Source organism: Microcystis sp. M090S1 (genome assembly GCF_020246295.1).
In the GTDB taxonomy this organism is placed as follows: Bacteria; Cyanobacteriota; Cyanobacteriia; order Cyanobacteriales; family Microcystaceae; genus Microcystis; species Microcystis aeruginosa.
In genome coordinates, this window is the sequence record NZ_JADBTF010000328.1 from 1 (window position 1) to 17,334 (window position 17,334).

Sequence of the window (17,334 nt, forward strand, 5' to 3'; positions counted from 1 at the left end):
ACCCAACTGCAACAACAGGCGTTAGATTTATTGGGAGTTTCCCTAATTTGTACCCAGTAACGGGGCGCTGTAAATTCTCTTAATCCCTTCTACAGCACAGGTTATGGCCTTTTGTCAACGGGGAAGTCCAGTTATATTTAATTCCTCCACCTACTTAGTTAATTAGGAGTCAGTGGTCAGGAGTCAGCAGTCAGGAGAACGATCTTTTCCGGTTTAGAATTTATCTGTATCTGGTCTGGGGCCAACAGCACCGGCGGGATTAACAAAAAGATTACCCCCAGCTTCATTTTGGAAGATACAATCGATTTTCGGTTTGCCTTCCAAGGGGCCGGTATAACCAAAGGTATTCATCCGGTTTTTACAACTTTGTACCTGCTGTCCATCGACTAATTTTTGTTGTTCTAAAATTGACCAGTTATTGCGTCGCAAAACGCAACCGGGTTGCATGACTGGTTGGGTAACAAAAACATTAAAGGGGTTAAGAGTGACATAAACCCGCAAATCGGTGACAATGGCACTGGCCCCAAATTGCACGCATAATTCTGCATTGGGGGCGCTGCGATCAATTACTTCTCGGGAAGCGACGTTGTCGGGGCTAAAATTAGCGGTAGAACTGAATACCAGACCGAGACCCACTCCTAGTACAAAAATACCACCAATCAGGGCGATCATGGCATAGTTTAATTTTGCTAATAGGCCTCCGGGGGACGAAGCGCGAGAGTCATCGCCATAGGAGCGGTCATAATCACGATCACGCGATCGGGGAGGAGTATAACGAGGTCTTCTATTCATCGAAATTTCTGTTGTGGCCGCTATGGCGGTCAGTCGTTAGCTATTAGCTTATCATTGTTCTATCCTAGCAACCCGGGGGATAACCGACAGGATAGGTCTAGTGTAGAGCTATATCGTTTTTTTTGGGTTAGTATGCTATGGTGGATCACTAAACAGAGTAAGTCAGCCTAATCCAAGTTTCTATGCTAGATATTAGCTAGACAAATTCGGAGCGGAGGAACCATATTTGGGGCGTATTTCTAGATTTTTTAGCCTAGAAAAGGATATCTCTCTATCCTAGCCCGTCAGCTAACTTCGTCGGCGTGGGGGGGAAGACTGAAACATCACTACATTCCTAGCAATGTCTTGATCGGTTCAGTTATGTCGCTGATACTACTTGATAGTCATAACTTACAGGAGACATTGTATATGGGGATTCTCATGCAGGTTCACCGATCACAACAATTTTAAGATTTTCCGTCGATAACCATATTTTTTGTGAGTTTGCTATATAGTTCGGGCAAACTTTTAGTCGTATCGAGAAACCGAAAGTAAAAACAGGATCAAAAATGCTGGAATCTTTACCAATGTGGATTGCTGCAATGACTTTTATTGCAGTCATTGTGGTGATTATGTTCGAGTGGCTTCATATTACCGTAGCGGCTTTACTGGGGGCTTTAATCTTAGTTTTTACCCATATCATGACTCTCCAGGAGGCGATCGGTTATATCAGTCGCAGTTATGCCACTCTCGCCCTATTTTTTGGGGTAATGGTGTTAGTGAGAGCCTTTGAACCAACGAAAATTTTTGATTATTTAGCAGCACAAATGGTGCTTTTAGCCAAGGGACAGGGCAAATTATTACTAATAGGAATTGTCGCCATTACTACCCCAATCTGTGCGGTGTTACCCAACGCTACCACGGTGATGTTATTAGCCCCGCTGATTCCCCCCTTAGCTCAAGATATCGGTGTGGATTTTGTGCCGCTCTTAATCCTGATGGTTTTCGTGGCCAACAGTTCAGGGTTATTAACGATTGTTGGTGATCCCGCTACTTATATCGTCGGTGATTCTATTAATATCACCTTCATGGAATACCTACAGCGTTTGAGTTTAGGTGGTGCCTTGGCAGTAATTACCATTCTGGTTATGTTACCTTGGTTATTCCCGAAAATCTGGCGGACGAAATTCGAGCATTTAGAAGAATTACCCCATCCGAAAATTAATCATCCTCGCGTCTTAGCTCTGGGGGGAATTATCGTCTTTTTAGTCTTATTTTTATTCGTCGTCGGTGAATCTTTTCCCGTACCCATTTCTCCCGCGGCCGTTGCTTTGATGGGTGCCACTTTAGCCCTACTTTTAGCCCAGCAATCGAAAATCGATACGGTTCATAATATTCTCCGGGATGTGGACTGGAGTACCCTATTATTTTTTATGTCGATTTTTGTCCTAATTGGCGGCTTAGAAAAAACTGGTGTAGTTAATAGTTTATCGGGATTTCTGGCGATAATTTTAGGCAAAAATATCTTTTTAGGTTCTCTAGTCTTGCTGTTTTTTGTCGGTTTTATTTCCAGTGTAGTTCCGAATATTCCCCTAGTGGTGGCCATGGTTCCACTACTGAAACAGTACCTGGTTAATGTTAATTTAGTCGGGACAGAGGTTCTTTCTCCCGATTATGCCGGTTCTTTTCCCCCGGAAGTTTTACCGCTTTTCTACGCGATGATGTATGGGGCCACCCTAGGGGGTAATGGTACTTTAGTGGGGGCTTCTTCTAATATTGTCGCCGCCGGCATCGCTGAACAACACGGGGGCAAAATTACTTTTCATACCTTTCTGCGCTACGGTTTACCAGTGATGTTTACTCAGTTAGTCGTCTCGGCAATGTATATGTTAATTTTCTTTGTCTAGTCTATCTCCGGTGGCATTAATGTTAAGTTCGCCTAAGATTGACAAAAACGTTAACATTGATTAACATTCTCCTATCGTGCTAGATAATCTGGATTGATCGGCGATCGTGAACAAAAAAATCTCTGTTTTAGCACCAGATTTATCCGGTGGTGGTGGCACAAGAGTCTATTTGATTGCTCAAGTCTTGCAACAGCTAAACTGTCAGGTGACGGTCTATGGCCCGATTTTTGGCCGGGAAATCTATCCAACCCCACCGGGGAATTTACCGGTGGTATCGGTCAAAGGCAATAATTATCCCCAGTTTTTTGGCCAGATCAAAACTTTACTCGATCGCCTCTCCGGAGAGATTATCTACGCGGTTAAACCCCGTCCCACCAGTTTTGGCATCGGTTTACTGAAACGTTTTTTTTCCCCACGTCCCCTAATTCTCGATATTGACGATTGGGAAATGAGTTGGTTTGGTGGCGATCGATGGTCCTATCGTCCTCATCCCCGACAATTAGCTAGGGATATCCTCAAAAAAAATGGTGCGCTTAGGGACCCGAATCACCCTCTCTATCTGCGTTGGCTGGAAAATTTAATTAACCGCGCCGATGCGGTGACGGTTAATAATCAATTTTTGCAAAAGCGCTATGGGGGGATTTATTTACCGAATGGCAAGGATACGCAACTTTTCGATCCCAATCTCTACGATCCCGTCGCTTGTCGTCAAAAATACGGTTTATCTGCCTATAAAGTCTTAATGTTCCCGGGTACTGCTAGACCTCACAAAGGTTTAGAAGATGTCTTAATCGCTTTAGATCAAATTGGTGATCCTGATTTTAAATTGGTGGTGGTGGGAGGTCGCCAAATCGGGGATGGCTATCTGGATAGTTTGCTAGAAAAAGGTCAACCTTGGTTAATTCATTTACCTGCTCAACCGATCGAGCGAATGCCGGAAGTTGTGGCCGCTGCTCATGCTATTATCGTTCCCCAGAGGGATGAAGCCACGGCTAACGCCCAATTTCCGATTAAACTCACCGATGGTATGGCGATGGCTAAACCGATTATTTCCACTAAAGTGGCAGATATTCCCGAAATTTTAGCTGATATTGGCTATTTAGTCGAACCTCGATCGCCAGAGCAACTAGCTGTCATAATTAGAGAAGTTTTTAATCATCTCGACTCGGCTAATGCACGAGGACTAAAAGCGAGAGAGCGCTGTATCGCCTCCTATAGTACCACCGCCATGGCGACAACTCTCTCTGGCATAATTACTTCTCTGGAAGGTAAATAAGTAGGTGGGTGGAATTAAATATAAGATGAACGTAGGTTGGGTTGAAGCATGAAACCCAACGCCCGCTCATGTTACGCTACCGCTAACCCATCCTACAAATAATTGTGCCTCCCTACTTATTAGATTGTAGCGAGTAGGATAATTGACCGTTGACTATTTACTTTATTACTTATAGCGATGAATCCTAATCAAATTCTCCTTAAATATACGCTGAAACACTGGGTATTAGTGGTTTCCAGCATTGTTATCGGCTTTGTCAGTACCGTATTTAATGGGGTAGGAACTGTTTTAGTTATCCCCTTACTAATTTCTTTTATTAATCCCGAAAATGATCTCTTAAAAAATGCCCCCCAAATTATCAAAAAGCTGCTCTCCCTTTTCGAGGTTTTCTCGGTCGATACTCGTTTTTTCTGGATGTTTGCGGCGATATTATTGATTTTAATTCTCAAGCACATTACCAATTTTGTCAGTATTTTTTTAGGAACTTACTTGTCTTTAATTATGGCAAAAGATATGCGAATTGATTCAGTTATTCTGCTGCTAGAAGTGGATATAGATTATTATGTAAAAAGTAAAATAGGAGATATTTTTAATCGTTTCATGTCGGAGATTAATCGAGCCGTGGGATCAATTAGAAATTACATAAACCTGATTAAGATTATCGGCACAGCTTTCATGTACTTAGCTATTTTATTATCAATTTCTTGGCAATTAACTATTCTTTCTAGTCTTTTGGGTGGCTTTTTAGGTCTGCTTAATCAATACTTTGTCAAGAGAGCGAAAAAGTTTGGAGAGATTATCACCGTAACGGCTAAACAGCAAACTAATAAACTGTTGGAACTGTTAATGGGAATTCGCCTAATTAAAGCGGTAGGCAATGAAAGATACGAATTAGAATCTATTGTGGAAGATATAGAAGCCCGGGAGAAAGCGGGTTTAGATGCCCAGACTAATAATGCTGTAATCGCTCCGCTCAATGAGATCGGTGGGGTAATTATTATTGCTTTAATTATCATTGCTGGTCGTTATCTTTTTAATGAACAACTGCAAGCTTTAGCGACAATTTTATTGACCTATCTCTATGTACTTTTCCGGGCCTTGCCGATAGTTGGTCAAATTAACAGTGCTAGGAGTAGTCTATTGGGTGATGTTTCCGCAGTAGAGGTGGTAGCGGATTTTCTCATTCGAGAGAATAAACCATTTATGAGCAATGGCTCTATTCCCTATCAAAGATTAGAGACAGGTATTCATTTTGATAACGTCCAATTTTCCTATCCCGGTCATCAAGAATTAGTTCTCAAGGGCATCGATCTTTGGATTCCAAAAGGAAAAATGATCGCTCTTGTTGGTGCTTCGGGGGCTGGAAAATCGACAATTGCTGATTTATTACCACGCTTTTATGATCCTACAGCCGGGAGGATTCTTTTTGACGGTCACGATTTACGGGATTATGAGATCAAATCTCTGAGAAAAGCCATGGGAATAGTCAGTCAAGACACTTTTCTCTTTAATAATTCTCTCCGTTTTAATATTGCCTACGGATTAAGCGATGTTAGTGATGCAGAAATTTTAGCAGCGACAAAAAGGGCGAATGCCTACGAGTTTATCTCCAAACTGCCGGAAGGACTGGATACGGAAATTGGCGATCGTGGAGTGAGACTTTCGGGGGGACAAAAACAAAGATTAGCGATCGCTCGTGCCTTACTCCGAGATCCGGATATTCTCATTCTCGATGAAGCCACCAGTGCTTTGGATACAATTTCTGAGCGTTTAGTACAGGAAGCGATCGATGAACTCTGTCGCGAGCGGACTACTCTTGTGATCGCTCACCGTCTTTCCACTGTTCAAAAAGCCTATCAAATTGTGGTGCTGGACAAGGGAAAAGTGGCAGAAATCGGCAATCATGAGGAATTATTAGCTCAAGGTGGTCATTATGCCCGTTTACACGCTCTGCAATTTAGTGATAGCAAAGAGGCTGACTCTAAGAATAGGGAAGATGAGCAAAAAAGAAAAGCTTATTTATCCTACGAAGCGAGAAGCAGTCTTAATAGTCTTTTAGGTTCTCTGCGTCTAGTATCTGAAGATTTAATCGATGATTCTCAGGAGAAACAGGAAATTTTAGAAGAATCCTGTAGTTCAGCCATGCGACTTCTCCATATTATCGAAGACTACGAGTATTCCTCGACTCGATAGCTCTCCTGCAAAAATCAAAAATTGTTGTCATAGTAAATCCGGTTATTAAAAACTGATTATTTATTCTCCCTTTTGTATGAGTGCCTGTCCTAATATGTAGCCTATACTCAACGGATTTAGTATTAGTTGAATAATCTTTGCAGAAAAGTGCTTCGATCCCGCAGGAAAACCTGGGCGCAATTGCGCCCCGGCATTCCCGAAATTGAGCCGCCGGGGTGAGTTCCTGCCCCAGTTAAATAAAGGTTTTTAATTGGGGTTTTGTAGTTAGCTATTTCCGGCAAAGGACGCAGGAAAATCATCTGATCTAAGGTCATATCAAGATGATAGTAATTACCTTTATAGGAACCCAAACGATTAGCTAATTCGGCCGGACTTTCCACCCGACGGGCAATAATGGCGGATTTGAGATTTGGGGCATAATCGGCCAGTTTATCAAGAACTCGATCGGCCACGCGATTTTTTAATTCTTCCGTCCATCCCGTGCCGTTTAATCCTGTTCCCTCGGCCCCGGCAATCTGATAGGGGGCAAAAAATTCGATCCAGAGGGTATGCTTGCCTTGGGGAGCCATGGAGGGATCGAGAATAGTGGGTACATCTAGGTACATCGAGGGATTTTCGTCGGGAATCTGCCCCAAAATCGTTAAAGCGTGGGCCTGTTCAACGTGACGCACGGAATCGGCGATGAGAATCGTTCCCTGTAAATACTCCTCTTTGTGATCGTAAGCCTCGAACCTTGGTGCTTCGGCGAGGGCGCAATCAATTTTAAGAATTGTTTCATTGTTATTGACAATTCGCCGTTCTACCCTTTCTCGCAATTCTGGATCGGCGGCATCCACATCGGCGGGGGCGACTAACTGTAAAAAGACTCGTCTAGCGTCAATATTAGAGATAACACCCGCTTTTGCCAGATATTCTTGTCCAGAGTCCACTCTAACCCCGATCGCTTGTCCTTCCTCCACTAGAATCTGTTTAACCTTCTGCTCGGTTAAAATTACCCCACCGAGACTGACAACACATTTCACCAGAGCCTCGGTTAGTGCGCCCGTACCACCACGAGGGCGAGCCACCCCGGGAGAATGACGCATCGCCATCATCATCATCCCAGAGGTAATGCCTTTTTGGGAGGGAGGAGCGCCAATTTCCGCCGCTAGACGAGCCAGGGGTGCTTTCACAAATTCGCTCTCAAACCACTCATTGAGGACATCTTCGGGGGAAGTAATCATCGTGCGGATGAAGTCGAGCAGTTTCTTTTTCGAGCCGATCGCTTTCCAGACACTAGCTAAGGCACTAGAGTTATAATTGCGGGCGATTCTGAGCAAATCTTGGGGCGGAGCGTTAAACCAAGGCCCAATCGCATTCATCAACTGTCCCCAATAGTCGATAAACTGAAGGTAGCGATCGGCATCTCGCCGACAAAACTGGGCAATTGCGGCGTGAGTTTTTTCCAGAGAGCGATAGGAAAGAAAATATTGGCCGGAGGGATGGGGACAGAAAACGGTAGGATCGAAGAATAAATACTCTAATCCGTGGCGTTTTAGCTCTAATTCCTCAATTACCGGTCCCAAAAAGATAAATTCGTGATCGATCGCACAGAGATTAAACTTAAAATCGGGGGCTTGATCGGGGATAACCGCTTCTGTGGTAGCCGCTCCTCCTGGTACGCTACGCTGTTCGAGAAGGAGGACGCGATAACCGGCTTTGAGGAGATAGGCGGCACAAACTAAACCATTATGCCCCGCACCGATGAGGATGACATCGTAACTTTCCATACAGTTTCAAAAATTCCTATTTTTAATTTTGCGCTTTTCTTGGCCCTAATATGTTAAAAATAGTTAAAGATTAGCTGCTGTCAGCAGATTTCAGCGATCAGTTATGAGTGAGCAGGTAGAAAACATTTAATTTTTCTTTTTTTTATGAGTTCTTCAATCAAAGTTATTCAACCATCGGGTATTTTAGATGGCAACCAAGCCAGCGAATTTCGCCAAGAAATTGCCGAAGCCGTGCAGGGAGGTTCAGAGGTTATTATCGTTGATTTCAAGAATGTCACCTTTATGGATAGTTCTGGTTTAGGTGCGCTAGTTTTATCCTTAAAAACCGTGCGTTCTGCGGGGGGTAAACTATTGATCTGCTCGATTAATGAGCAGATAAAAATGTTGTTTGAATTGACCGATATGGATCGAGTTTTTGAAATTTTTAATAACCGAGAAGAATTAGAACAAAAAATCCTCGGAAGTTAATTAACGAAAATCCACCTGCATGATCGAAAGATCATCCTTAAAATTACCATCAAATTGTAAAGCTTGAATTTCTCCAATAAAATTATCGAGATTTTTGGCGGAATTACAGTGATAATTTTGCAAAGATTGAATAAAGTTTTCTAGTCCCCACATCCTACCATCAGCACAATCGATCTCGTAAATTCCATCACTAAAAAGATAAAGGCTACTGGGTAAATTCAGGCATTTAACCTGATTGATATATTCTGCTTCCGGAAACATCCCGATGGGAAAACCGGGGGCTTTCAGTCTGGTTTCAATCATCTGGCTAAAAGGTTTTTGAGTCAGGAGAACTGCCGGGGGATGACCGGCACTGGCATAGGTTAACTGTTGTTGTTTCTGATCATAAATTCCGTACCAGATAGTAAAATATTTATCATTCTTAGGGCTGATTTGATAAACTTGATTTAACCCATGTAAAACCTGATTAGGTTGATAGTAATTCACCTGAGTTAAACCACGAGAACGGAGTAAATTAATCACCGAAAGGGAAGGTAAAGCCGCTCGCAAACCATGGCCAGCCACATCTAAAAGATATAACATCAAATGGTCATTATCTAACCAATAATAATCAAATCCATCCCCCCCCAATCGACGAGAAGGAAGGAAGCGAAAATCGATAGCAAGTTTTGGAGAAATGAAAGGTTCTGGCAACAGCGATCGCACATATTCCGCCGCTTCCGCTAACTCCATTTCTAGTAATTGTTTTTGCGCTTGCAGATCATGACTTAATTGATGCAAACGAATTCCCGCCCGCACGCGCGCTCTTAACTCATTAATCTCGATCGGTTTACACAAAAAATCATCCGCCCCTGCATCCAATCCCTTGACCCGATCCTCCACCGATCCCAAAGAAGTTAAGAGGATAAAAAAAGTCGTTGACAGTTGGGGATTGAGCTTAATTTGCCGGCAAACTTCCAACCCATCGATCCCCGGCATCATCCAATCACAAATAATCATCGCCGGTTTTAGTTGCCCCGCTTGCTTTAATCCTTCTTCCCCATCACTGGCAATAAAAACCTCGTATTCCTTCCGCAAAGCGCGGCTCAAAAACGTTTGAATTACTCCATCATCATCAATTACTAGAATTCGTACCATCTTTTTTGTGACTTGACTATCTCAATCTTACTGCCTACCCCCGACTCCCTGACAGATGACTTTGCTTGTCCCTCAACCAGGGATTAAATCCAGAATCGAGCTAACACATCAGTCATAGTTTGGGAAAAATGGTATAACTTCTAGCGTAAGGCATTGGAGAGGTAAGCCGGGGGTGAAGATTTCTTTTCAGGTAGATAGCGATCTCAAGTCCTTAGATACCGTTTTAAAATATTTTGAGCAACTTGAACCAGCGGGCATTCCCCAAAAAGACTGGCTCCAGTGTCAGCTTGCTCTTGCCGAAGGTTTTACCAATGCAGTCCGTCACGCTCACCGACACCTACCTCCCGAAATCCCGATCAAGATCGAGATCGAGATTACCCGATCCCAGATGGAAATTCGCATCTGGGATCGGGGTTCCGTCTTCGATTTAGAGGGCTTTATCGAGAAAAACGCCTATCATGACTATAGTTTCTCTGGTCATGGGCAAGGACTGCCGATCCTCCAAAAAATCGCCGATCAACTCAGTTATACTCGCAGCGAAGATCAGCGCAACTGTCTGTTAATTATTAAACAATTTTCCCGCCATGAATCCGATCGCGCCCCTCGTTTCTCCTAGTTGGTTAGTGACTAATCTCGATCGCCCCGATCTGATGGTTATTGACTGTCGTTTTCAATTAAATGATCCCGATCTCGGTTATCAAGAGTATTTAGCCAATCATATTCAAAATTCCTTCTATTTACACCTCGATCACGATTTATCGGCTCCCATTGCCCGTCATGGCGGCCGTCATCCTTTACCGAATCCGCAGACAATAGCCGCTAAATTAAGCTCTTTAGGGGTGATTTCCGGCCAAACTCATGTCATCGCCTACGATGCCTCCCGTTTTGCCTTTGCCAGTCGTCTCTGGTGGTTATTACGTTATCTGGGCCATGAACGAGTCAGCATTCTCGATGGTGGTTGGCAAAATTGGTTAAATGCCGGTTATCCCGTCTCCAATCAGATACCTGTGCCGAAAACCGGCGCTTTTCTCCCCCAAGTTCAAGAGGATTGGGTAGTCACGATCGAGGAGGTAAAAAGGCAAAAAGAGCAAGCGGGAGTGGTGTTAATTGATGCCAGGGAAAGCGATCGCTATCGGGGCGAAAGGGAACCGATCGATCCGATCGCCGGCCACATCGAGGGGGCGCTTAATTATCCCTGGTTAGAAGTCACCGATAGTCAGGGTTTTTCTCAACCCCCGGCCCGGCAAAAACAACGTTGGCAAGAGCGGCAAAGCGATCGAGAAATTATCCTCTACTGTGGTTCGGGAGTGACAGCCTGTGTCAATATCCTTTCCCTTACCCTAGCCGGATACGACAATGTTAAGCTATATTCTGGAGGTTGGAGTGATTGGTGTTCCTACCTGATCTAACCAGCCTTGTTGATACCCATCTATCAAGAAAGATTATCAAAATGACCTAATTACTGTACAATCTCTCTATTATCACTTTTAATTATTCCGAAACTATTATCTAGTTTGTCTCCTAAGTGGGTGGGTGGAATTAAATATAAGATGAACGTAGGTTGGGTTTCATGCTTCAACCCAACGCCCGCATGGGTTACGCTACCGCTAACCCATCCTACAAATAATTGTGCCTCCCTACTTAGACAAAAAAGCTAATTTTTATTTTAGTTGCTATCTTTTTGCTCTCAAATCACCGCTATTCCTCAAAGAATAGTCGTTTTCCCCCGTAAAATTACTCAAAGGTAATTTTATAGTTAAACTCTATAAAAAATTAGGTATGTATTTTGTATGACAGAAGCCGGTCTTTGTCATTGTAATGGTGGCGGCCGTCCGAAAGATCGCCTTTCGATTTTTGTGGATGGCAATAATATGTTTTATGCTCAACAAAAAAATGGTTGGTTTTTTGACCCGCGTAAGGTGTTAAATTACTTCACCAACGACCCGAATATTATGTTAATTAATGCCTTTTGGTACACGGGGTTAAAAGATTCCCAAGATCAAAGAGGTTTTCGCGATGCTTTAATTAGTTTGGGTTATACGGTGAGAACAAAAATTTTGAAAGAATATTATGATGATAGTTCCGGTCGTTTTTCCCAGAAAGCTAATTTAGATATCGAAATTGTCGTCGATATGTTTAATACCGTCGATCAATACGATCGAGTGATTTTATTTAGCGGTGATGGCGATTTTGAACGAGCGATCGAACTATTGCGCTCTAAAAATACTCATATTACCGTAGTTTCTACGGAAGGGATGATCGCTAGGGAATTGCGAAATGCCACCGATCGCTATATTGACCTGAATGATGTTCGCAAAGATATCGAAAAAAGTGATTATTAACCGGCCGTTTTGTCTTTAAACCGGCTATTTATCCCATTTTTCTTTATTGGTAGTCCTCACCCCCATCCTTCTCCCAGAAGGGGATAGGTGAGGCAATTAACCATCTCTTGTTTATTTTTCCTTGAGTCGAAATAGTAAAAACTGATTGACCTGATTCGGATTAAAATTATCATCACTGACTAAAATCAAAGAGCGACTGCCATCAGCTAATCTTGGACCGAGGGTCATTCCTTCCAAATTATCTAAATCAATCCCTAAAGTCCCTAAATCTAGTAATAATTTTTTCCGCAAGGGTTGCACCTGTAAAGCTTCTAATTCTCCCGGTATCCGAGCAATTTTCGACGTATCGGTGGCACTCCCATTAACTACCTGAAATAGTTTCGCTCCAAAACCTTCTAAACCAAAAGTTCGCTCTAAACTGAGAAAATAACCCTCTTTTTCTAAAGCTAATAATTCCGTTAAACCGTAGTATCTCGCACCACTGGGTGGCTCATCTAACACATACAATTGTTCTGATACTAACACAGGCGCACCAATCGGATCAATAACATAATGAAGAAGTCGCACTCTGAGATTTTCTGCTCTTTTTCCCGTGGGACTATCTTGAATTAAAGCACTTTCTGTGGCAGTAAACAAACGAAAAGGATCGTCTTTGAGAGTGCTGGTAATCCCTAAAGTTAAGGATTCAAACCCTAAATTATCCTCTATTCCTTTTTGATTGCTATCATCCGGTAAAAAGCGATTAGGAATTAACAAAGACTCCTTTAATTGTCCCTGCAAATCAAATTCAGCAATAAAAGGATCAATTCCCTGTTTAACCGCACCTTCACTGGAAATAAACAAAGTTTGTCGGGGCGAAAAAGCGATACCTTCCGGGTCGATCGATCCCTTTTTAAACGTTTCTCCCTTGCCATCTTTTAGGAACGTGACTGCCTCTAAATTCACTTTTTCGATTTTTTCACCATTTATCTGCAAACTAGCCCGATAAAAGCGGGCCGGAGCTTTCTGAGAACGATCATCACTGAGGAGATAAAAGCGGTTATTGGCACGATCATAGGTAATTGCCGATAATCCCCCCACCCTTGTCCCTTGATAATCCGCTTGTGGTAATTGATATTCTCCCAAAAACTCGACCGAGAGGGGTAAAAACATTCGTTGTTCTGCTAAAACTTGCGGGGAGACACCACAGGCCCCCAGACCAAAGGTTACAATCAAACTAGCAATTAAACCCAAAATTGGGAAACGCAAATTTTCGGCAGTCAGTCTCTTATAGAATCGATCGATCACAAAATATCATCCTCTACTACGCTCCTATCAATCTATTATGCTACGTTTTTCTCTCAGTTTATGGCTCTGTTTGATCGGTACTTCCTTTCCTCTCCTAGCACAAACAGAAACCCCTGCACCCAATCCCCTCGAAACTCCCCTAAAAAGTCCTTTATTACCCGGAATCGATCGCCCTTTAACTCCCTTGGAGCGTCGTCAACTGCTATTATACATCGATCAACGCGATGCTGAAGCTCAAGCTAAATACGATGCGGGATTAAATGAGGAAGCTTTTCCTATCTGGTATGAAGTGATTAAATTAAATCGTTATTTAGGAGCAAAAGAAGAAGTAAAATCTTTGGAAAAAGTGGGGTTAGCAGCTTGGAATCGAGATCGAACTGAGGATGTTAAATTAATTACTGCTCGTTTAAAAGCTCTGCAACAAACCGCAGAAACTAACCAGACAATGGACGGGGAATTATTAGCATTACTAGGTACATCCTATGAACAGGTACGAGCTTTTAATGAGGCGATAATTATCTATGATAAAATCCTAGCTAATGCCAGACAATCTGGTGATAATCTGGCAGTAGAAGCAACTTTAAATAAACTTGGTCAAATTCATTTATCCCGTTTTGATTATCAAAAAGCAGCTCCAGTCTATGAGGAATTATTAACTATTTCTAAGGTGCAGAATAATTCTTTGACTCAAGGAATTTATTTGCAAAGACTAGCAGAAATTTATCGAGAATCTCTGCAACCAGCTAACGCCGTAAAAATTAAAGAAGAAATAGCTGAAACCCAAATCAGAAATCAGCAAATACAGTTAATCCCCGCTCTAAAAATTCAAATTGGTTTAGATTACCAAGCTTTAAAAGATGCAAATAAAGCCAGCCAAAACTTTCAAGAAGCCTATTCTCTCGCTTTTGCTTTACAACAGTACGGCACCGCAGGAGAGGCTTTAAATAAGTTGGCCGAACTCTATAAAAGTTATCAACAGGTAGATTATGCTTTACAAATATATCAAGAATTAATTAAAGTCCATGAATTGGGTTATAATTACTACGGTTTAATGAATACCTACGATCAAATCGGTCAAATTTATCTAGAGAGAAAAAATTATCCCCAAGCTTTACTCGCTTTCCAAAAAGGCGCGGAATTAGCCCAAGCTATCCGTTATCGTGAACAATATTTTCAAACCCAAATCACCCAAGTTAATCAAGCAATAAATAATCCTGAACAGTGATCTTTAAGTCTTTGAATAGTTAACTAATGGACAGGGAAATGGGGAAATGGGGAATGGGGAATGGGGGAATGGGGAAGTGGGGAAGTGGGGAATTTCAACTAAAACCCTAAAACCCCCCGCAACGCGCACGCAGTGACCACCCCAACCCCCAACACCCCAAAACTCTAACACCCAAAACCCAACCCCCAACACCCAAATGAACAACTCCTATTCTGAATTAACCGAAGACTTGCTGAAATTGGTGCAACATTTACCCCACTTGAAAGATGGTAAATGGATTCAAAGAGCTCTGGAAGCAATAGTCAGAATTGCCGAGGAGGAAATCGATCGCCTGGATTGGAAAATTTTAACCTACGCGATCGAAGATCTAGAAAAGGGATTTCAGGTATTTTACCCCTACCGTCACATTCGTAAACTGACCATTTTTGGCTCGGCACGCATCAAACCCGACAGCAGTGAATACCGTCTGGCAGTGGACTTCGCTCGCTGTATTAGTCAATACGGTTTTATGGTGTTAACCGGCGCTGGGGGTGGCATCATGCAAGCAGGGAATGAAGGCGCCGGACGGGAAAATTCCTTCGGATTAAATATTCAGCTACCTTTTGAACAGGGGGCTAATCCCTATATCATAAATGATGCCAAATTAATCGATTTTAAATATTTCTTTACCAGAAAACTATTTTTTCTGCGGGAAAGTGACGCAGTAGCTTTATTCCCCGGTGGTTTTGGCACCCAAGATGAGGCCTTTGAGACGCTTACCCTCTGTCAAACCGGTAAATACGGACCTGCACCCCTAGTATTAATTGATGAGCCTGATGGGGATTACTGGCAAACTTGGCAAGAACAAATTAGTGAAAATCTGCAAAAAAGAGGACTGATATCCGCCGAAGATCGGAATTTTTATACAATTACCAACGATCTAGACTACGCTTGTCAAAGGATTCGCCACTTCTATCGGGTGTATCACTCCAGCCGTTTTGTGGGAGAATCCTTTGTTATTCGTCTTAATCACGAACTAAGCGGGGAACAGATCGAACAAATTAACCAAAACTTCGGCGATATCCTAGTTAAGGGTAAAATCGCACCTAGTCAAATTCTAGAACGAGAGAATCGGGATTCCACCCACCATTTACCCCGTCTAGTTTTTTACTTTAATGGCAAGAGCTACGGACGCTTGTATCAGTTAATTGATCACATCAACGATTTAAGTCCTGTAGTTGCCCTAGAAGAGCATCCCGAGAGAAAATAAACCCTAGGCCAGAGTTTCCGGACAGTATCCTAAACCCTTAGTAAATTGTTGCCGAAAAGCCTCTATATCTTGCTGATCCGGGGTACCATGGGACACGATCGCCACTTGATAACGACGCATGACATCAATAGGAGATTGTCCCGTTTCCAAACTCCAAAAAACCATCTGGAGACGCATTTCCGGTTGATAGGTAATCCCTAACTCATTCATGTAGGCGCGAAAATCGCCGTGTTGGCAAGGAGTCAGCATTTGATTAAACTTTACCTTGACCACCCAACCGTTAATCTGATGGATAACCGTCATCACGGAGGAAGGCAGATGAGTCATCGATCGCAGGTATTCGGTGACTCGTAGCGTTAAACTAGCATTAGCAAGAAAATAGAGATAGTCCATAGTGGCCGCCAGGCTATTGGCTAATAGTCACGATTAGTGTTATATCTCTAAGTCTGACGATAAACCGTTCTCGATACCAAGGGGAGAAATCCCCGATTTAGTGAAGTTCGCCTGGGTAGGATTACCCAACTTTTGCGAAGATCTTTATGATGATAATGATGATGATCCCTGACCAATTACTCTCCAGCTACGATTATCACCTTCCTCCGGAGTTAATTGCCCAAAATCCCGCAGAAACCCGGGATAGTTCCCGTCTTTTGGTGGTAGATTCTCCCAATAGTCATAATTTAGCTATTTTTCGGGATTTACCCACTTGGTTAGAGTCGGGGGATTTGCTGGTTTTCAACGATACCCGCGTGATTCCGGCCCGTTTATTTGGACGTAAAACCACGGGCGCACCCGTAGAAATATTACTATTAGAAGAACAAGATGACCATCGTTGGTTATCTCTAGTGAAACCGGGAAAACGCTTTAAAGTCGGTTCAGAAGTCCTTTTTTATCCGAAAACAGGGCCGACGGAAGACCAAGAAAAATTATGGTTAGCGAAAGTAATCGATCGAGATCTGAACACCGGTGGTCGTCTGCTGCAATTTCAACGTCATCCCAGGCGCAGTTTTTGGGATATGTTGGAGGAGTACGGTCATATTCCTTTCCCCCCCTACGTCACCGAATCAGAGGCGGAAGAAGACCGTTATCAAACAGTTTACGCCGATAAACAGGGTTCTGTGGCCGCTCCCACGGCAGGATTACATTTTACTCCCGAATTATTCCATAAGCTCGCCCAGAAGGGTATAGATACCGCCTATATCACTCTTCATGTAGGAGTGGGAACCTTTCGTCCCGTGGAAGTGGAAAATATTACAGAACACCTAATGCACCAAGAATTTTTGCAGATTTCCGCCGAAACTGCCGAAAAAATCGCCCAAACAAAGGCTAGAGGTGGCCGGGTTATCGCCGTGGGGACCACGGTAGCTCGCGCCTTGGAAGGGGCAATTAAAGAAAGTAAGAGCGAGAAATTAACCGCTTTTCAGGGAAAAACGAATTTATTTGTCTATCCGGGTTATCAATGGCGAGTTATCGACGGCATGATCACTAATTTTCACCTACCCAAGTCCAGTTTGATGATGTTAGTCAGTGCCTTAATCGGACGGGAAAGACTACTGGCATTGTATCAAGAAGCTATCCAAGAGCGTTTCCGTTTCTATTCCTTCGGTGATGCTATGTTAATCCTACCCAGCGCTCGCAGCAGTAATCGGTAAGTAGTTGCACAAAATTACATTCATACCCCAGAAAGAAGGAGGAGCAGAACTGCCGAAA

The 17,334-nt window shown here is 43.0% G+C and carries 15 protein-coding genes and 1 riboswitch; of the genes, 10 read left to right on the forward strand and 5 right to left on the reverse strand.

The genetic code is table 11. The features are described 5' to 3' along the window. Positions 1-213: 213 nt before the first annotated feature. Positions 214-792, reverse strand: coding sequence for a DUF3172 domain-containing protein (locus IM477_RS14330; protein WP_287732242.1), 579 nt, complete (start codon positions 790-792; stop codon positions 214-216). A gap of 188 nt (positions 793-980) precedes the next feature. Beyond that, positions 981-1,110, forward strand: a riboswitch (cyclic di-AMP (ydaO/yuaA leader). Positions 1,111-1,340: 230 nt separating this feature from the next. Here IM477_RS14330 and IM477_RS14335 point away from each other — a divergent pair. The 3 genes from IM477_RS14335 to IM477_RS14345 all read left to right on the forward strand — a co-directional run bounded on the left by IM477_RS14335 (position 1,341) and on the right by IM477_RS14345 (position 6,147). Next, positions 1,341-2,678: an ArsB/NhaD family transporter gene (locus IM477_RS14335; RefSeq protein WP_287732244.1), complete on the forward strand. Its 1,338-nt coding sequence runs from the start codon at positions 1,341-1,343 to the stop codon at positions 2,676-2,678. Between the two features lie 106 nt (positions 2,679-2,784). Beyond that, complete coding sequence (locus IM477_RS14340) at positions 2,785-3,954, forward strand: glycosyltransferase (protein ID WP_287732246.1); 1,170 nt, start codon at positions 2,785-2,787, stop codon at positions 3,952-3,954. 177 nt (positions 3,955-4,131) lie between these two features. Beyond that, on the forward strand, positions 4,132-6,147 hold the full coding sequence (locus tag IM477_RS14345) for an ABC transporter ATP-binding protein (protein WP_287732248.1): 2,016 nt from the start codon (positions 4,132-4,134) through the stop codon (positions 6,145-6,147). Positions 6,148-6,269: 122 nt separating this feature from the next. Here IM477_RS14345 and crtO read toward each other — a convergent pair whose 3' ends face one another. Then, entirely contained in the window at positions 6,270-7,916 is a 1,647-nt protein-coding gene (gene crtO / locus IM477_RS14350) for a beta-carotene ketolase CrtO (protein ID WP_287732250.1), read from the reverse strand. A gap of 144 nt (positions 7,917-8,060) precedes the next feature. On the opposite strand from crtO, the gene IM477_RS14355 reads away from it, so the two are divergent. Continuing rightward, complete coding sequence (locus IM477_RS14355; RefSeq protein WP_052275544.1) at positions 8,061-8,384, forward strand: STAS domain-containing protein; 324 nt, start codon at positions 8,061-8,063, stop codon at positions 8,382-8,384. On the opposite strand, the gene IM477_RS14360 is transcribed toward IM477_RS14355, so the two are convergent. Further along, complete coding sequence (locus IM477_RS14360; protein ID WP_287732252.1) at positions 8,385-9,521, reverse strand: PP2C family protein-serine/threonine phosphatase; 1,137 nt, start codon at positions 9,519-9,521, stop codon at positions 8,385-8,387. Between the two features lie 172 nt (positions 9,522-9,693). On the opposite strand from IM477_RS14360, the gene IM477_RS14365 reads away from it, so the two are divergent. From IM477_RS14365 to IM477_RS14375, 3 genes are all read left to right on the forward strand, one after another. After that, positions 9,694-10,137, forward strand: coding sequence for an ATP-binding protein (locus IM477_RS14365; protein ID WP_287732254.1), 444 nt, complete (start codon positions 9,694-9,696; stop codon positions 10,135-10,137). Further along, positions 10,106-10,930, forward strand: a complete 825-nt coding sequence (locus IM477_RS14370; protein ID WP_287732255.1) for a sulfurtransferase — start codon at positions 10,106-10,108, stop codon at positions 10,928-10,930. Before IM477_RS14365 ends, IM477_RS14370 begins: the two co-directional genes overlap by 32 nt. Positions 10,931-11,311: 381 nt before the next feature. Further along, positions 11,312-11,863, forward strand: a complete 552-nt coding sequence (locus IM477_RS14375) for a LabA-like NYN domain-containing protein (RefSeq protein ID WP_287732256.1) — start codon at positions 11,312-11,314, stop codon at positions 11,861-11,863. A gap of 111 nt (positions 11,864-11,974) precedes the next feature. Here the strand turns inward: IM477_RS14375 and IM477_RS14380 are convergent, their stop codons facing one another. Then, positions 11,975-13,150, reverse strand: a complete 1,176-nt coding sequence (locus IM477_RS14380) for an esterase-like activity of phytase family protein (protein ID WP_287732258.1) — start codon at positions 13,148-13,150, stop codon at positions 11,975-11,977. 37 nt (positions 13,151-13,187) lie between these two features. Here IM477_RS14380 and IM477_RS14385 point away from each other — a divergent pair, with 37 nt between their 5' ends. Both IM477_RS14385 and IM477_RS14390 read left to right on the forward strand, forming a co-directional pair. After that, entirely contained in the window at positions 13,188-14,375 is a 1,188-nt protein-coding gene (locus IM477_RS14385) for a tetratricopeptide repeat protein (protein ID WP_287732260.1), read from the forward strand. 196 nt (positions 14,376-14,571) lie between these two features. Continuing rightward, positions 14,572-15,624: an LOG family protein gene (locus tag IM477_RS14390; protein ID WP_287732262.1), complete on the forward strand. Its 1,053-nt coding sequence runs from the start codon at positions 14,572-14,574 to the stop codon at positions 15,622-15,624. Positions 15,625-15,627: 3 nt separating this feature from the next. Here IM477_RS14390 and IM477_RS14395 read toward each other — a convergent pair whose 3' ends face one another. Continuing rightward, positions 15,628-16,017, reverse strand: a complete 390-nt coding sequence (locus tag IM477_RS14395) for a hypothetical protein (protein ID WP_002796539.1) — start codon at positions 16,015-16,017, stop codon at positions 15,628-15,630. Positions 16,018-16,178: 161 nt separating this feature from the next. On the opposite strand from IM477_RS14395, the gene queA reads away from it, so the two are divergent. After that, the gene (gene queA / locus IM477_RS14400; RefSeq protein WP_287732279.1) at positions 16,179-17,276 is read left to right on the forward strand and encodes a tRNA preQ1(34) S-adenosylmethionine ribosyltransferase-isomerase QueA; all 1,098 of its coding nucleotides are present in this window, start codon (positions 16,179-16,181) and stop codon (positions 17,274-17,276) included. Positions 17,277-17,334 lie beyond the last annotated feature (58 nt).